General features: G+C 65.6%; 18 protein-coding genes. 14 read left to right on the plus strand and 4 right to left on the minus strand.

Annotated features, from left to right (window positions below):
* Positions 1-239 precede the first annotated feature (239 nt).
* Positions 240-1,640, plus strand: coding sequence for a selenium-binding protein SBP56-related protein (locus P6U28_RS34875; RefSeq protein ID WP_407120664.1), 1,401 nt, complete (start codon positions 240-242; stop codon positions 1,638-1,640).
* Between the two features lie 83 nt (positions 1,641-1,723).
* A complete protein-coding gene (locus tag P6U28_RS34880; RefSeq protein ID WP_209295475.1) occupies positions 1,724-2,317 on the plus strand; it encodes a hypothetical protein in 594 nt (197 codons plus the stop codon).
* A gap of 3 nt (positions 2,318-2,320) precedes the next feature.
* On the opposite strand, the gene P6U28_RS34885 is transcribed toward P6U28_RS34880, so the two are convergent.
* The 3 genes from P6U28_RS34885 to P6U28_RS34895 are packed head-to-tail and all read right to left on the minus strand — an operon-like array spanning position 2,321 to position 4,899.
* Positions 2,321-3,019 (minus strand): DUF1045 domain-containing protein, encoded by a 699-nt coding sequence (locus P6U28_RS34885; RefSeq protein ID WP_209295476.1) that lies wholly within the window; start codon positions 3,017-3,019, stop codon positions 2,321-2,323.
* A gap of 18 nt (positions 3,020-3,037) precedes the next feature.
* Positions 3,038-4,231 (minus strand): alpha-D-ribose 1-methylphosphonate 5-triphosphate diphosphatase, encoded by a 1,194-nt coding sequence (locus P6U28_RS34890; protein ID WP_407120665.1) that lies wholly within the window; start codon positions 4,229-4,231, stop codon positions 3,038-3,040.
* The gene (locus P6U28_RS34895) at positions 4,228-4,899 is read right to left on the minus strand and encodes a chloramphenicol acetyltransferase (protein WP_407120666.1); all 672 of its coding nucleotides are present in this window, start codon (positions 4,897-4,899) and stop codon (positions 4,228-4,230) included. The genes P6U28_RS34890 and P6U28_RS34895 overlap by 4 nt, the downstream gene beginning before the upstream one ends.
* Before the next feature lie 173 nt (positions 4,900-5,072).
* Here P6U28_RS34895 and phnC point away from each other — a divergent pair, with 173 nt between their 5' ends.
* The 4 genes from phnC (at position 5,073) to phnE (P6U28_RS34915) (ending at position 8,679) form a co-directional block, all read left to right on the plus strand.
* Positions 5,073-5,882: a phosphonate ABC transporter ATP-binding protein gene (phnC, locus tag P6U28_RS34900; protein WP_407120667.1), complete on the plus strand. Its 810-nt coding sequence runs from the start codon at positions 5,073-5,075 to the stop codon at positions 5,880-5,882.
* A 60-nt stretch (positions 5,883-5,942) separates the two neighbouring features.
* On the plus strand, positions 5,943-6,878 hold the full coding sequence (phnD, locus tag P6U28_RS34905) for a phosphonate ABC transporter substrate-binding protein (RefSeq protein WP_407120668.1): 936 nt from the start codon (positions 5,943-5,945) through the stop codon (positions 6,876-6,878).
* Positions 6,879-6,949: 71 nt separating this feature from the next.
* Positions 6,950-7,834: a phosphonate ABC transporter, permease protein PhnE gene (gene phnE, locus P6U28_RS34910; RefSeq protein ID WP_407120669.1), complete on the plus strand. Its 885-nt coding sequence runs from the start codon at positions 6,950-6,952 to the stop codon at positions 7,832-7,834.
* On the plus strand, positions 7,831-8,679 hold the full coding sequence (gene phnE, locus P6U28_RS34915) for a phosphonate ABC transporter, permease protein PhnE (protein WP_407120670.1): 849 nt from the start codon (positions 7,831-7,833) through the stop codon (positions 8,677-8,679). The genes phnE (P6U28_RS34910) and phnE (P6U28_RS34915) overlap by 4 nt, the downstream gene beginning before the upstream one ends.
* A 158-nt stretch (positions 8,680-8,837) precedes the next feature.
* Here phnE (P6U28_RS34915) and phnF read toward each other — a convergent pair whose 3' ends face one another.
* Positions 8,838-9,566, minus strand: coding sequence for a phosphonate metabolism transcriptional regulator PhnF (gene phnF, locus P6U28_RS34920; RefSeq protein WP_209295480.1), 729 nt, complete (start codon positions 9,564-9,566; stop codon positions 8,838-8,840).
* Positions 9,567-9,672: 106 nt separating this feature from the next.
* Here phnF and phnG point away from each other — a divergent pair, with 106 nt between their 5' ends.
* From phnG to phnN, 8 genes are read left to right on the plus strand one after another with little or no spacing between them, the layout of a single operon-like run.
* A complete protein-coding gene (gene phnG, locus P6U28_RS34925; RefSeq protein WP_209295524.1) occupies positions 9,673-10,137 on the plus strand; it encodes a phosphonate C-P lyase system protein PhnG in 465 nt (154 codons plus the stop codon).
* A gap of 4 nt (positions 10,138-10,141) precedes the next feature.
* Positions 10,142-10,750: a phosphonate C-P lyase system protein PhnH gene (gene phnH, locus P6U28_RS34930; RefSeq protein ID WP_209295481.1), complete on the plus strand. Its 609-nt coding sequence runs from the start codon at positions 10,142-10,144 to the stop codon at positions 10,748-10,750.
* 3 nt (positions 10,751-10,753) lie between these two features.
* Positions 10,754-11,857 carry a carbon-phosphorus lyase complex subunit PhnI gene (locus P6U28_RS34935; RefSeq protein WP_122405957.1) on the plus strand — a complete coding sequence of 368 codons (1,104 nt, stop codon included), beginning with the start codon at positions 10,754-10,756 and terminating at the stop codon, positions 11,855-11,857.
* Positions 11,854-12,750, plus strand: coding sequence for an alpha-D-ribose 1-methylphosphonate 5-phosphate C-P-lyase PhnJ (locus P6U28_RS34940; protein WP_122405956.1), 897 nt, complete (start codon positions 11,854-11,856; stop codon positions 12,748-12,750). Before P6U28_RS34935 ends, P6U28_RS34940 begins: the two co-directional genes overlap by 4 nt.
* Positions 12,743-13,540: a phosphonate C-P lyase system protein PhnK gene (phnK, locus tag P6U28_RS34945; RefSeq protein ID WP_122405955.1), complete on the plus strand. Its 798-nt coding sequence runs from the start codon at positions 12,743-12,745 to the stop codon at positions 13,538-13,540. Before P6U28_RS34940 ends, phnK begins: the two co-directional genes overlap by 8 nt.
* Before the next feature lie 8 nt (positions 13,541-13,548).
* Complete coding sequence (phnL, locus tag P6U28_RS34950; RefSeq protein ID WP_164937042.1) at positions 13,549-14,247, plus strand: phosphonate C-P lyase system protein PhnL; 699 nt, start codon at positions 13,549-13,551, stop codon at positions 14,245-14,247.
* Between the two features lie 12 nt (positions 14,248-14,259).
* Positions 14,260-15,417: an alpha-D-ribose 1-methylphosphonate 5-triphosphate diphosphatase gene (locus P6U28_RS34955; RefSeq protein WP_407120671.1), complete on the plus strand. Its 1,158-nt coding sequence runs from the start codon at positions 14,260-14,262 to the stop codon at positions 15,415-15,417.
* Positions 15,414-16,007, plus strand: a complete 594-nt coding sequence (phnN, locus tag P6U28_RS34960; RefSeq protein ID WP_209295485.1) for a phosphonate metabolism protein/1,5-bisphosphokinase (PRPP-forming) PhnN — start codon at positions 15,414-15,416, stop codon at positions 16,005-16,007. Before P6U28_RS34955 ends, phnN begins: the two co-directional genes overlap by 4 nt.
* Positions 16,008-16,020: the final 13 nt, after the last annotated feature.

Consider the following 16,020-nt stretch of genomic DNA (forward strand, 5'->3'; position numbering starts at 1 on the left):
ATTGCGCACCAGGCCGGGACGACACCGGATGTGAGCTACGAGCTCCGGCCGTATTCCGCCGGGCTGAAGGCGTCGAATTAGCGCGGCCCCGGGCCGTTTCCCGCAGCTCCGCGATGGCATATTGTACGCCCGCCAACCAGGCCCCGCGGAGCAATCTCGAAACGTCGCCGAACACCTCTTCATTATGCCGTTATCCCGAGCCAAGTTGGCGCGAACCGACAGAACAGGGAGGCAGTGCCATGACGATGAGGCCGGATCCCACCTTTCACGCATCGCCCAAGCTTGCGATGGAAGCGCCTGCGGAGAACTTTGCCTACACGTTGCTGCTCAGTCCGGATTTCTCGAAGCCGGATGCTCTCGCGGTCATCGACGTCAAGCCGGGATCGCCGACCTATAGCCAGATCGTCCATACCGTCACGATGCCCAACAAGGGCGATGAGTTTCATCACTTTGGCTGGAATGCCTGCTCCTCCGCCCTGTCGCCGCTCGCCGGACACGCCTTCATCGAGCGGCGCTATCTCATCATCCCAGGGCTCCGCTCGTCGCGGATCTACGTCATCGATACCAAGCCCGATCCGACGAAGGCCAAGATCCACAAGATCATCGAGCCGGAGGAGGTCTTCAAGAAGACCGGCTACTCGCGGCCGCACACGATCCATTGCGGGCCGGACGGCATTTACGTGAGCACGCTGGGCGGCGGCGGCAAGGACGGCACCAACGGTCCTCCCGGCGTTTTCATCATGGATTGCGAGACCTTCGAGGTCCTGGGGCGATGGGAGATCGACCGCGGTCCGCAGACGCTGCATTATGATTTCTGGTGGAACCTGCCGCGCGACTACATGGTGACGAGCGAATGGGCATTGCCGCCGCAGTTCGAGAACGGGATCGTCCCGGAAGATCTGCTGTCGAACAAATATGGCCATCGTCTCCACTTCTGGGATCTTCGCGCCCGTCGCAACGTCCAGACCATCGACCTCGGCGCCAATCATCAGATGGCGCTGGAGGTGCGACCGGCGCACGATCCGGTTCGCGAGTACGGCTTCGTTGGCGTCGTGGTCGACACCACCAACCTTGAAGCATCGATCTGGACCTGGTGGCGCGAAGGCGGGACATTCCATGCCGAGAAGACGGCGACGATCCCACCCGAGCCCGCGCCCAAGGAGAAGCTCCCGCCGCTGCTGCAGGGATTTGGCGCGGTGCCGCCGCTGGTGACCGACATCGACCTCTCGATGGACGACCGGTTTCTCTACGTCTCGTGCTGGGGCACGGGTGAAATGCGCCAGTATGACGTCAGTGATCCGCGCCAGCCGAAGCTTGCGGGCTCCGTCCACATCGGCGGCATCGCGCGCCGCACGCCCCATCCGAACGGCAAGCCATTTGCGGCGGGTCCGCAGATGGTCGAGATCAGCCGCGACGGCAAGCGCGTCTACTGGACCAATTCGCTCTATTCCACCTGGGACGACCAGTTCTATCCCGATGGCGTTCCGGGCGTCGAGGTCATGGCCAATGTCGGTCGCAACGGCGGCCTCGAGCTCGACAAGAACTATTTCGTGAGCTTCCCCGACGGATATCGTGCGCACCAGATCAGGCTCGAGGGCGGCGATTGTTCGACGGACTCCTTTTGCTATCCGTCGGTCTAGATTGGGGGCACGCGAGCCCGGCACTCGGCTGGCTGTGGCTCGCTCTTGTTGCGAGCGGTCTCTACCACGGGATCAATCCTGGCATGGGATGGCCGCTCGCCGTTTCGGCGGGGCTCATGGACAAGAGCCCGCGCGCGCTCCTCCGCGCCTTGTGGGCCTTGTCGGCCGGGCATCTCCTGGCCACGCTTCTCGTGCTGCTGCCATTCGCGTTCCTGCTCGTGCTGGCGGAGTGGCAGCGTCCGATCCAGCTGGTCGCGAGCCTTCTCGTCATCGGCTTCGGCGTCTATCGGTTGATCGTTGGGCGCCATCCCCGCGCGCTGGCACGAATCCCACCGACGCAATTGGCGCTCTGGTCGTTTGCCGTCGCCATTGCTCACGGCGCCGCCTTGATGCTGGTGCCGATCTATCTCGGGCTTTGCCAGGCCTTCGAGCTCGATGCCGGCCATGAGGCGGCGGGCGAGTTGATGAAGGCGAGTGTCGGGATGGCGGTGCTGGTGTCCCTGGTGCACGTTGCCGCCATGATCAGCGCCGGCGGATGTCTGGCGTGGCTGGTCTACCGCTATCTGGGATTGAAGTTCGTCTCGCGAAGCTGGTTCAACCTGGATGCGGTCTGGGCGACCAGCCTCGTTCTGGTCGGCGCGGTGGCGCTCGCCTTCAATCTTGCGAGCTGGCGCTGAGGTCTACCGTGCCAGAGCCCATTCGCCGATGATGCGGAACCTTTCCTTTGCGTCATCCTGCTTGAACAGCGCGATGCGATCGATCTCAAGCGCATCGAGCTTCAACGCCGCAAACCGCCCCCGCAGCATTTGCAGAATCGGCCCGCGCCGCTCCGCATCGAGCCGTCCCGTCAGCGTCATGTGGAAGCGGAATTCTTCCATGACGTAAGGATAGCCCCAGCGGTCGAGATAGTCGCGCTGTCGCTCGCCGAGCTTTTCGGGCTTGCGCCGTGCGCGATCTTCCGGCGTCAGCGGCGCACGGAAAGCGTCGAAATCGCGGACGCTGTCGGCTGCCAGGTCCTGGAGCGTATCGACCGGCTCGGCCGGAATGACGGCGATGAAGCCGCTGATGGCATCCACGACGGGACGGATCACCGGAAGCGGCCGTGCCCTGCCGGCGAAGGCCGCACACGCAGCCATCAGCTCGGCTTCGGTCTTGCTTAACGCCAGAGCCATGGGCGCCTTCAGCGTGGCATGAAAGCCGTATTTGCGGGGATCTGCGCTGATGTCACGCCAGTCCGGCGCAATTTGCAGCGCCTCGCGCGGGAAGGGCAGCTCGTCGCCGGTATAGGCATCGTAGCCGAGCAGCTCGGCGCCGAAGCGGGAGAGGGCGCTGTCGGCGCCTGCGGCAAAATAGACCGCGTAGCGGGGAAATCCTGTCATCGTCTCAGCATAGCGGTTTTACGCGGCGACGACAGCCTCGCGCGGCGCCGCCACGGCGGTGAGCAGCCGTGTCGCATCGGTGAGATGCACGAGCTTGCCGCCCGAGATCACCGCGATCAGCCGCGGCCGCAGCTTGACGCTGTCGTCGACGAGGAGAATGTCGGCGCGGCGTCCCTCCGCGAGGGTGCCGCGATCGGTGAGGCCGGTCGCGCGGGCAGGACTGGCGGAGACCAAATCCCAGGCCTGTACCAGCGGCACCACACCATCTGCCGCGAGCCGGAATGCGGCGAGCAGCTGTGCGGGATAATAATAGTCTGACGCCAGCACCGAGCAGAGCCCCTTGGCAATCATGTCGGATGCCCTGGTCCAGCCGGTGTGACTGCCGCCGCGCACGACGTTCGGCGCGCCATAGACGATGGCATCGCCGTGGCTGGCTGCCGCCCGCGCCGTCTCCTCGTTGATCGGAAACTCCGCGATTGTCGCGCCGAGCTCGCGAAACGCATGCCGCATCGCCGGCGTCGCGTCATCGTGCGAGAGCATCCGCACCTCCGCCGCGCGGGCAGAAGCGGCCAGGCGCGACACCGAAGCCGGCACCTCGTCGGCGCGCGAGATCACGCGCTCGACCAGAAGGTCGAATTCTTCGCTCGAAAGGCCGGTGCGCTCCACCATCCGGTTGCGCTTGCGCGGTTTGGCCATGTCGGCGACGGTGCCGTCCATGTGGTCGTTGAAGGCGAGCAGGTCGACCCGGCCTTCGGCGAGCCATTGGGCGATCTCGGCCTCCGCGTCGAGATTGTAGGTCTCGTGGCGCAGATGGAAGCGGGTGTCGGCGGCGAATTGCGGACGCTGCCGCTCGATCGCCTCCATCAGGCCGCGCGCATTGTCGGCGCAGCGCAGGCCCGGCTCCCACGAGCAGGTCGCGGCGTGAAACACGGTGGTGATGCCGTTGCTGATCGCCTGGCGGTCGCTGTCGGCGAGCGCGACGTCGATCGGAAAATCGACGCCGGCGCGCGGCATCATCTGTCGCTCGAAGGCATCGCCGTGCAGGTCGACGATGCCGGGCAGCAACAGCAGGTTACGTGCATCAATCGCCAGCCCCGCCCGGCCGCGAGAAGCGCCCACCTCCGCGATGTCTGTCCCGGACACGAGAAGTGAGGTTTCGATGAGCTCGGCGCCGATCAGGGCCCGGCCGCCTTCAAGGAATATGTCTGTCACGCGACTGCGCTTCGTTTGCTGGCAGGAGAATTGGTGAGAGAGCCCGCCCGTGCTTCGTATGCCGAAAGAAAATCTTCAATCCCGAGCTTGCGGAAATCGGGCAGCGCCTCGCGCAATTTGTCGTGATCCCAGTCCCACCAGGCGAGCTTCCCGAGGCGCCCCGCGATCTCCTCCGAGAACCGCCGCCGTACGATCCGCGCCGGATTGCCGGCGACGATGGTGTAGGCCGGCACGTCCTTGGTGACGATCGCGCCGGCTGCGATCACCGCGCCGGTACCAATGTTGCGGCCCGGCAGCACGATGGCGCCATGGCCGATCCAGACGTCGTGGCCGATATGAACGTGATGCTGGCGCCGCCAGTCGAAGAACTCGGCATCGTCGCCCTCGCCTTCGAAATAAGCGCTCGAACGATAGGTGAAATGCGCCTGCGTCGCGCGATGCATCGGATGGTTGCCGGGGTTGATGCGCGTCATCGCCGCGATCGAGCAGAACTTTCCGATCGTCGTGTAGGTGATCTGCGAATCGTTCACGACATAGGAGTAATCGCCCATCGCCACTTCATGCAGGATCGTGCGCGCGCCGACCTCGGTATAGGCGCCGAGCCTGGTCTCGTGCAGCTTGGCCGAGGGATCGATGGTCGGCTGAACCGAAAGGGCTTTCGCGGCCATGTTGCATCCGAGGTGCGAGGGCGGGCGTCTCTCTTCGAGCGGCTTGATGACGATATCATGACGCCGAGATGACAGCGGATGAGGTGTGTAGGATCGCCGCACCGCAACGGCGCTGTCACACAAGTGTTAAGCGCCGGCGTTAGCGGTTGGCCCAGCTACTCTGGAGTCCCTGCATGCTGGTGGTGGATGGTCTGACGTGTCGCTTCGGCGCAAAAGCCGCGGTGGATGACGCTTCGTTTCAAGTGTCCCCCGGCGGCTTCGTCGGTGTGATCGGGCGATCCGGCGCCGGCAAGTCGACATTGCTGCGGACCATCAACCGCCTGGTGACGCCGACCGGGGGCCGCATCCTGTTCGACGGCGTCGACGTCACCTTGCTGCGCGGCAAGGAGCTGCGGCAGTGGCGCGCGCGCTCGGCGATGATCTTCCAGCAGTTCAACCTGGTCGGCCGGCTCGATGTTCTGACCAACGTCCTGATGGGGCGGCTTGCGACGATGCCCGCCTGGCGCTCGTTGTCGCAGGCCTGGCCCGAGCAGGACAAGGCGCTGGCGATGTCCGCGCTCGAGCAGTTCGACATTGCCTCGCTCGCCGCCCAGCGCGCCGACCAGCTCTCCGGCGGTCAGCAGCAGCGCGTCGCGATTGCCCGCGCGCTGGTGCAGCAGCCCGACATCATCCTCGCCGACGAGCCGATCGCCTCGCTCGATCCGCGCAACACCAAGATCGTCATGGATGCACTGCTGCGCATCAACAAGCATTTCGGCATCACCGTGCTCTGCAACCTGCATTCGCTCGATCTCGCCCGCACCTATTGCGACCGCCTGATCGGCATGGCCGCGGGCCGCGTGGTGTTCGATGGTGCGCCGTCCGCGCTGACCGATCACGTGGCGCGCGAGCTCTACGATCTCGAAGCCGCCGACGTCATGGGCGGCATGCCTGTACCGGCGCCCGGGGGCGTTCCGGCGCTCGGGACGGCCGCGGCGGCCTGAGCCTCGCCTGTTTAGTTCAAGTCTTTGCGTCAACCGACCTCAACCGATGAAGAGGATACCATGACTACTCGCAGACTGATCCTTGCCGGCGCCGCCGCGCTCGCGTTCACGGCGTCCGCCTCGGCGAACGACTGGAAGGCCAAATATCCCGAACTGACCTTTGCGGTCGTGCCGGCCGAGAACGCCTCCGGCGTCACCGAGCGCTGGACCCCGTTCGTGGAATACCTCTCGAAGCAGCTGGGCGTGAAGGTCACGCTGCGCATCGCCAACGACTACGCCGCTGTGATCGAAGGCCAGCGCGCCGGCAACATCCACATCGCGAGCTACGGCTCGGCCTCGTTCGCCCGCGCCCGCCTGACCGGCGTCAAGACCGACGCGTTCGCCAACGACATCAATGCCGACGGTTCGACCGGCTATTACTCGGTGTTCTTCGTCAAGGCGAGCAGCTCCTACAAGAAGGTCGATGATCTCAAGGGCAAGAACCTGGGCCTGGTCGACCCGAACTCGACCTCGGGCAACAACGTGCCGCGCTTCGAGCTCGACAAGATGGGCATCCACGATGCCGAGGGCTATTTCGGCAAGGTCGTCTTCACCGGCAGCCACGAGAATGCGATGCTCGCGCTGGCGCAAGGCACGGTCGACGTCGCCGCCAACCAGTGGACCAGCGACGACGATTCCACGCTGGCGCAGATGCTGACCAAGGGCATGCTGAAGAACGCCGACGGCTCGGCGATGAAGAAGGACGATTTCCGCATCATCCACAAGTCGGCGCCGATCATCAACGGTCCCTATGCCTACAATTCCGACCTGCCTGATGACGCCAAGGCCGCCATCGCCAAGGCTTTCTTCGACGCGCCGGCCAAGGACAAGGCCGCGTTCGATCGCCTGTCGGACGGCCAGAAGAAGGGCTTTCATCCCGCCACCACCAAGGACTGGGATGGCACGATCGAGCTGATCAAGTTCGTCGATGCGCTCCGCAAGAAGAAGGCGTCCTGAGTCATCGGGACGATGCACCCGAGCCGGGTCCTAGGACCCGGCTCTTTCTTTGACGGGACCTGTTTCGACCGATGACGACAGCGGTTTCGATCCTCCCCGAGCAGCAGCTTGCCGCGCTCAATGCCGCCTATCGCCAGGCGGTCTCGCGCAGGCGGCTCCGTCTCCTGTTGGGGGCCGCGGTCTTCGCCGCAGCGCTGGTGCTCGCCGCGATCGGCGCCGAAGTGAATTTGCATACCCTGTTCACCTATTTCGGCAATTTCGTCAGCTATTTCGACCGCATCCTCACGCTCGACAGCGGCCAGCGGGTCTGGACCGATGTCGGCGAGTGGTTCTGGGGCTGGCGCAAATGGCTGAAGATGCTGGGTGAGACCCTGCTCATCAGCTATGTCGGAACTCTGATCGGCGCGACATTGGCCTTCGCCCTCAACTTCTTCGCGGCCGAGAACACTTCGCCCGCGCCCTGGCTGCGCTTCGTCGTGCGGCGCCTGCTCGAATTCGCCCGCACAGTTCCCGGCATCGTGTTCGCGCTGGTGTTCGTGATTGCCTTCGGCCTGGGGCCAATGGCGGGCGTGCTGGCGATTGCAATCCACTCCACCGGCGCACTGGGAAAACTGTTCTCGGAGATCGTCGAGAATGCCGACATGAAGCCGGTGGAGGGCATTCGCTCGACAGGTGCGAGCTGGCTCTCCTGCATGCGTTTTGCGGTCGTACCGCAGGTGACGGCGGGCTATGCCAGCTATGCGCTGCTGCGCTTCGAGATCAACGTCCGCGAAGCCTCGGTGATGGGCTTCGTCGGCGCCGGCGGCATCGGCCAGGAGCTCGTCGTCGCCATCCGCAAGTTCTATTACTCCGACGTCAGCGCCATCCTGCTCACCATCGTCGTCACGGTCTTCATCATCGACATCACCACCGGCTGGCTGCGCGGCCGCCTGTTCGGCGAGGAGGCGCGGACGTGACGAAGCCGCAGCAGGTCGATATCGCGCAAATTCGCGCGCGCTACCCTGACGTGTTCGACCGGCCCGCCTCGGCGCGGCTCGCCACGCCGGCGATGATCGTCGCGGCGTTGGCGATCCTCGCTTACGGCCTCGTCGATCTCGATTTCTCGCCGTCGCTCTTCTTCGCCGGCCTCAGCCAGCTCGGCTGGATCAGCCTGATGATGATCCCGCCGGATCCCGGCTCTTCGCTGCCGGTCTATCTGAAGGCGCTGGGCGAGACGCTGTCGATCGCGCTGCTCGGCACCACGCTCGCCGCGGTCTTCGCGCTTCCAATCAGCCTGCTCGCGGCGCGCAACGTCGTGCCGTCGAACATCCTGCGCTTTCCCGTCCGCCGCTTCCTGGATTCGATCCGCGGCGTCGACACGTTGATCTGGGCGCTGGTGTGGATCAACGTGGTCGGGCTCGGCCCGTTCGCCGGCGTGCTCGCGATCGCCGTGTCGGATTTCGGTGCGTTCGGAAAGCTGTTCTCGGAGGCGATCGAGGGCGCCGACCAGAAGCAGGTCGAAGGCATCCGCGCCTCCGGCGGCAGCGCGCTGCACGAGATCCGCTTCGGCCTGTTGCCGCAGGTCCTGCCCGTCATCGCCGGCCAGGTGCTCTACTTCATCGAATCCAACACCCGCTCGGCCACCATCATCGGCATCGTCGGCGCCGGCGGCATCGGCCTCCAGCTCGCCGAGCAGATTCGCGTGCTGGAGTGGCAGAAAGTGTCGTTCCTGATCCTGATGATCCTGGTCGCCGTCGCCGCAATCGATTTCATCTCGGGCAAGCTGCGGTTTGCCATCATCGGCCGGCGGGCGGTGGCGTAGGCGGCTCTCTTCCTTCCTTGTGGGAGAAGGTGGCGCGAAGCGCCGGATGAGGGGTACGTGTCCTCAGTGCCGTAGGGTGGTCAACGCGTAGCGTGCCCACCGCTTCTGATGATCGAGAAAGATCGTGGGCACTCCCACAAGGGGAGAGGGGAAGAGGCCTACGACTCCACCAGAAACTCGACCCGCTCCGCGGCAAAGCGCGAATGCTTCGTCACCAGCGGCTTGCCCGTGAGATCGTGGTCGGTGGCATCGACTACCAGGATCGGCCGTCCCAGCGCAAGATCGAGTCTTGCGGCGTCGGTCGCGTCGACGATGCCGGCGGTGATCCGGGTCGCGCCGCGGCGATAATCGCGGATGCCGTAATGCGCGAGCAATTTCGTCATCGAGCGCGTCGCCGCGAACACGGCGCCCGCGTCCGGAAACAGCTCGGCCGACAGCCAGGTCGTGGACACGCAGATCGGCGTACGGTCGGCGAGGCGGATCGCCTCGATCCGCACCAGGGGCGCGCCGGTCTTCAATCCCAGCTCCCGCGCGAGCTCGCGCGTCGCGACGTCATCGGTCGCCTCGATCAGCCGGCCATGCGGCTCGCGTCCGCCCGCGCCGACGATCTCTGAGAAGCGCGTGCGCGAGCGCAGGGGATAGGCGAGCTTCTGTGCCTCGACATAGGTTCCGCTGCCGCGCTCGGCGCGCACCAGGCCGCGCTCGGCAAGCGCGGCCAGCGCGCGGCGCACGGTGTGGCGGTTGACGCGATAGGTTTCCGCGATCTCCATCTCGCCCGGCAATTTGTCGCCGGCCGCAAAGCGGCCGTCGGCGATGCCGCGCTCGATGCCGTCGGCAACGAGGCGCCACAGCGCGACTCCCGAGGAGGCTGTGTCCTGCATGCTCATGTCGCGCGAAACCTACTCCAGAAATCACAACATTGTCACGAAACAGTCATGGCGCGTCCGTATGAAGTTGTCTATTATCATAGACAACTTAGATGCGGCAAGTTCGGTGGACCAGGTGACGCAGCACAACAGCCAGCAAGCCCAGCGCAAGGCCGCCATGGCCGTGCTGGCGCACGCGGAGGCGGGCGAGATCGCCGCTCGCCTCCGCAACTTCACCCTCCCGGCCCATCAGGATCTGCGCGCGCCCGAAAACGGGCTGGTCATGCTGCGCGGCCGGATCGGCGGCGACGGGGCGCCGTTCAATCTCGGTGAAGCCACGGTGTCGCGCGCGGCGGTGCGGCTTGCGAGCGGCGAGGTCGGCTTCGGCTACACGCTCGGCCGCGACGGTGAGAAGGCGCGGCTGATCGCGCTGTGCGATGCGCTGGTGCAGTCCCGCGATTTCGGCGGGCTCGTCGAGCGTGGCGTTATCGCGCCGTTGCGCGAGCAGCTTATGGTCAAGCGCAAGCAGGCGGCGGAAGAGACCGCCGCGACGAAGGTTGATTTCTACACCATGGTGCGCGGTGAGGGGTGAGATCATGACCACGATTGCGGAGCTGCCGCCGGGTTTCGCCGACAAGGTGTTGTCGGCGCAATCGACCTTTCGCTCGGTCATGGATGCCATGGCACGGCCGGGCTCCGTCCAGCAAATCGTGCCGATGGTCGGCGCGCCAGGGCCGATGATGCGCGGCACCGCCGCGATCGCGCTGACGCTGTTCGACCACGATACGCCGCTCTGGCTCGACGCGGGAATGGCGGAGAACTCGGATGTGACGAAGTGGCTGAAGTTCCACACCGGTGCGCCGGTCGTGCAGGACGCCTCGATCGCGAGTTTTGCGCTGATCTGTGATGGCGATGCGCTGCCTTCGCTCGAGCGATTCGCGCTCGGCACCAGCGAGTATCCGGACCGTTCGACCACGGTGATCATTCAGGTCGACAGCCTGAACTCGGGACGCAGCTTCGAGCTGCGCGGCCCCGGCATCGGTGGGGTCGCGACGCTGCAGGCGTCGATCAAGCCTCTCGATCTGCTCGAGCGGCTGCGTATGAACGAAGCACTGTTTCCGCACGGCATCGATATGGTGCTGGTCGCCGATGATGCCGTGGTCGCGATCCCGCGCACCACGCGCGTCGTGAGCAAGGGAATCTGAAGCATGTATGTCGCAGTCAAAGGCGGCGAACGCGCCATCGAGAACGCCCATCGCCTGCTCGCACATAAGCGGCGCGGCGATCAAAGCGTTGCGGAAATCTCCCTCGACCAGATCTCGGAGCAGCTTGGCCTCGCCGTCGATCGCGTCATGAGCGAAGGCTCGCTCTATGACCGCGAGCTCGCGGCGCTGGCGATCAAGCAGGCGCGCGGCGATCTGATCGAGGCGATCTTCCTGGTTCGCGCCTTCCGCGCCACCTTGCCGCGCTTCGGCACCAGCGAGCCGGTCGACACCGGCGCCATGCAGGTGCAGCGGCGGGTGTCCGCGACCTTCAAGGACATTCCGGGTGGCCAGATCCTCGGGCCCACCTTCGACTACACGCACCGCCTGCTCGATCCCTCGCTCGCGCAAGGCGTCGTGCCGCAGGTTCCGTCGACGGCCGAAGCATCCACAGCGCCGACGCCGCGCGTAACGGATATTCTCGGCCGCGACGGGCTGATCGAATCCTCGCCCGAAGCCGAGGACGGCGCCAGCGTCGGCGATCTCACCCGCGAGCCGCTGAATTTTCCGGCCGACCGCGACCTGCGCCTGCAAAACCTCGCGCGTGGCGACGAAGGCTTTCTCCTCGCGATGGGCTATTCCACCCAGCGCGGCTACGGCCGCAACCATCCTTTTGTCGGCGAGATCCGCTTCGGCGAGGTCGAGGTCGAATTTCTCGCGGAAGAGGTCGGCTTCGCCGTGCCGCTCGGCGCGATCGAACTCACCGAGTGCCAGATGGTCAACCAGTTCAAGGGGTCTGCGACGGAGGCTCCGTGCTTCACCCGCGGCTACGGCCTCGCCTTCGGCCAGAGCGAGCGCAAGACCATGTCGATGGCGCTGGTCGATCGTGCGTTGCGCGCCCGCGAGCTCGGCGAGGAGGTGCGTGCGCCGGCGCAGGACGAAGAGTTCGTGATGTCGCATTCGGACAACGTCCAGGCCACCGGCTTCGTCGAGCATCTGAAGCTGCCGCACTATGTCGACTTCCAGTCCGAGCTCGGCCTCCTGCGCAAGCTGCGCCAGGAGTTTGCCGAGGCCAATACGCCGGATGCCATGAAGGAGGCCGCGGAATGAACGCGCCCGCCTACAACTTCGCCTATCTCGACGAGCAGACCAAGCGGATGATCCGCCGCGCGATCCTGAAGGCGATCGCGATTCCCGGCTATCAGGTGCCGTTCGCCAGCCGCGAAATGCCGATGCCCTATGGCTGGGGCACCGGCGGCGTGCAGGTGACCGCAGCGCTCCTTGGACCGCAGGACGTCTTGAAAGTGATCGACCAGGGCTCCGACGACACCACCAACGCGATCTCGATCCGCAAGTTCTTCGCCAAGACCGCCGGTGTTGCCACGACGACGGCGACGGACGAAGCGACGGTGATCCAGACCCGCCACCGCATCCCGGAGAAGGCGCTGAACGAAAACCAGGTTCTGGTCTATCAGGTGCCGATCCCGGAACCCCTGCGTTTCCTCGAACCGCGCGAGACCGAGACGCGGCGCATGCATGCGCTCGCCGAATACGGCCTGATGCATGTGAAGCTCTACGAGGACATCGCCCGCTTCGGCCACATCGCGACCGCCTACGCTTATCCGGTCAAGGTCAACGCGCGCTACGTGATGGACCCGTCGCCGACGCCGAAATTCGACAATCCCAAGATGGACAATTGCCCGGCGCTGCAATTGTTCGGCGCCGGCCGCGAGAAGCGCATCTACGCGATCCCGCCTTATACGCAAGTGGTCTCGCTCGATTTCGAGGACCACCCGTTCGAGCCCTACCGCTTCAACGCGCCCTGCGCACTGTGCGGTGCGGAGAATTCCTACCTAGACGAGATCGTCACCGACGACCAGGGCGGGCGGATGTTCGTCTGCTCGGACACCGATTATTGCGAGGGCCGCCAGGCCGCCGGCCATCGCGGCAGCCTCAGCGCCGCGCCGTACAAGGAGAAGGCGCAGGAGGCCTCGAATGGCTGATCAGAATCTGGTCGAGAACGACGAGCCGCTGCTGGTCGCGGAGTCCCTCAGCAAGTCGTTTGGCCGCATTGCCGCCTGCCGCGATGTGTCGTTCTCGCTCTATCCCGGCGAGGTGCTGGCGATCGTCGGTGAATCCGGCTCGGGCAAGTCGACGCTGCTGCAAATGCTGTCGGGCCAGCTCGCGCCGGGTTCCGGCCATGTCTCGTATCGGATGCGCGACGGTGTCACCCGCGATCTCTCGACGCTGGGCGAGGCCGAGCGTCGCTTCCTGTTCCGCACCGATTGGGGCTTTGTGCATCAGGATCCAGCACAGGGCCTGCGCATGGCGGTCTCGGCCGGCGCCAATGTCGGCGAGCGGCTGATGGCGGTGGGCTGGAATCACTACGGCCGCATCCGCGACACCGCGTCGGACTGGCTCACCCGCGTCGAGATCGACACAGCACGCATCGACGATGCACCGCGCACCTATTCCGGCGGCATGCGCCAGCGCCTCCAGATCGCGCGCAACCTCGTCACCGAGCCGCGCCTGGTGTTCATGGACGAGCCGACCGGCGGCCTCGACGTGTCCGTGCAGGCGCGCCTGCTCGACCTCCTGCGCAGCCTCGTTGCCGAGCTGCATCTCGCCGTCATCATCGTCACCCATGATCTCGCGGTCGCACGCCTGCTGTCGCACCGCGTGATGGTGATGAAGGGCGGCCGCGTCATCGAGACCGGTCTCACCGACCAGGTGCTCGACGACCCGCGCGAGCCCTATACCCAGCTTCTCGTCTCCTCGATTCTGCCGCCATGAGTTTTCCAATGACCGTCATGATCGACGTTACCGATGCGCAAAAGACGTTCACGATGCACCTGCAGGGCGGCATCGAACTGCCTGTCGTGCGCGGCGTGACCTTCCACGTCAATCCGGGCGAATGCGTCGTTCTGTCAGGCCCGTCAGGCGCCGGAAAATCGTCGATCCTGAAAATGATCTTCGGCAATTACCGTTGCGATAGCGGCCGCATCGGCATCCGCCATCGCGGCGCGCTGATTGATCTCGCCACCGCCGAGCCGCGGCAGATTCTCAACATCCGCCGTTCCACCATCGGCTATGTCAGCCAGTTCCTGCGCGCGGTGCCGCGCGTTGCCACCATCGACGTCGTCGCGGAGCCACTGATCGTCAACGGCATGAGCCGGGCCGAAGCGCAGCAGCGCGCTGGCAGCCTGCTGCATCGTCTGAACATTCCCGAGCGCCTCTGGCAGCTTCCGCCCGCGACCTTCTCCGGCGGCGAGCAGCAGCGCGTCAACATCGCGCGCGGCTTCATTTCGGACCTGCCGATCCTGCTGCTCGACGAGCCGACCGCCTCGCTCGATGCCGCCAACCGCGCTGTCGTGGTTGAGCTGGTTGCCGAGAAGAAGCGCGGGGGCGTCGCCATGGTCGCCATTGTCCATGACGACGAAATCCGTCATCTGATTGCCGACCGTATCGTCGACGTCACCAGCTTTGCCGCCGCGGCCTGAAGGAAGAGGGAAATGAACGCCAAGCCGAAGGACACATTGATCGCCAACGCCAGGATCGTGCTGGCCGACCGGGTGATCGAGCAGGGCTGGCTGGCTCTTGCCGACGGACGCATTGCCGAGATCGGCGATGGGACTGCGCCCGCCGGCGCCGAGGATGCCGGCGGTGACCTGATCATGCCCGGCCTGATCGAGCTCCATACCGACCATCTCGAAGCCCATTACGTGCCGCGGCCGAAGGTGTTCTGGAATCCGGTCGCCGCGGTCATCTCCTATGACGGCCAGCTCGCGACGTCAGGCATCACCACCGTGTTCGATTCGCTCCGGGTCTGGCGCGAGGACGGCGCCGAGGAGGTCGATGGCCGCGCCGGCGTGCTTGCCGCCGCGATCACGACCGCGCGCGAGGCCAGCCTCCTGCGCGCCGACCACTTCCTGCATCTGCGCTGCGAAATCCCGATGCCGAGCGTGGTCGAGGAGGCCAGGGAGCTGATCGACCGTCCCGACGTCAAGCTGATGTCGCTGATGGACCACACGCCGGGCCAGCGCCAGTTCCGCGACGAGGTCAAGCTGCGCGACTATTATCGCGGCAAGGGCGGCGGCAAGACCGATGCCGAGCTCGACGAGCTGTTCGCAAAGCGCTTCGAATACCAGAAGAAATATGCAGCGGCCAACATGCGCGAGATCGTGGCGCTGGCGCATCAGTACAACATTCCGCTGGCGAGCCACGACGACACCACCGAGGAGAACGTCGCCGACGCCGTGCGGGATCGTGTTTCGGTTGCCGAATTCCCGACCACGCTGGAGGCGGCGCGCGGCCTGCATCAGGCCGGCATCGACATTCTGATGGGGGCGCCGAACGTCGTGCGCGGCGGCTCGCATTCCGGCAACATCGCCGCGGTCGATCTCGCCCGCGAAGGCCTGCTCAACATCCTATCGTCGGACTACATTCCGTCCAGCCTTCTCATGGCCGCGCTGCAACTGCCCGAGCATGTACCCACGATCAGCCTGCCGGCCGCGGTTCGCACCGTGACCAAGGCGCCCGCCGAGGCGGTCGGCCTCACCGACCGCGGCGAGGTCGCGACCGGCAAGCGTGCCGATTTGATCCGCGTGCATGTCGCAGGGCACGTTCCCGTGGTACGCAGCGTCTGGCGCGAGGGAAGCCGGGTCGCATGAGCAAGATGGTCACCACGGCGCAGGGGGAGGCGGGTGCGATCGGCCCCGGCCGGCTCGTGCTCGTGGTCGGCCCCAGCGGCGCCGGCAAGGATACGCTGCTGCGCCTCGCGCAGGCGGCCTGCATCGATGATCCCGAAATCGTCTTCCCGCGCCGCATCGTGACCCGTGCATCGTCGTCCGATGAAGACAATATCGCCGTGAGCCAGGACGAGTTCCGCCGCGCGCGCGAGCAAGGCGACTTCGCCGTGCACTGGGAGGCGCATGGGCACGCCTACGCGCTGCCGCTCGAAATCAACGATGACATCCGCGCAGGCCGCGCGGTGGTCGTCAATGTCTCACGCACCGTGATCGCCGCGCTGCGCGAGGCCTATGCTAATGTCGTTGTGGTTGCGATCACGGCGCCGCCCGATGTGCTGGCGCAGCGGCTCGCAGCGCGCGCCCGGCAAAGCGACGGCGACATCGCCGAGCGGTTGTCGCGCGTCGATGGTTCGTCGGCGCAGGCCGATGTCACCATCCTCAATGCCGGCAGTGCGGACTACCACGGCCGCCAGCTCGTGCGCGTGATCAGGAATGAAGGCTGGCAAGATTAGTTGCGGGTAACAA

The sequence above is a fragment of the Bradyrhizobium sp. STM 3561 genome (assembly GCF_045571455.1).
In the GTDB taxonomy this organism is placed as follows: domain Bacteria; phylum Pseudomonadota; class Alphaproteobacteria; order Rhizobiales; family Xanthobacteraceae; genus Bradyrhizobium; species Bradyrhizobium vignae.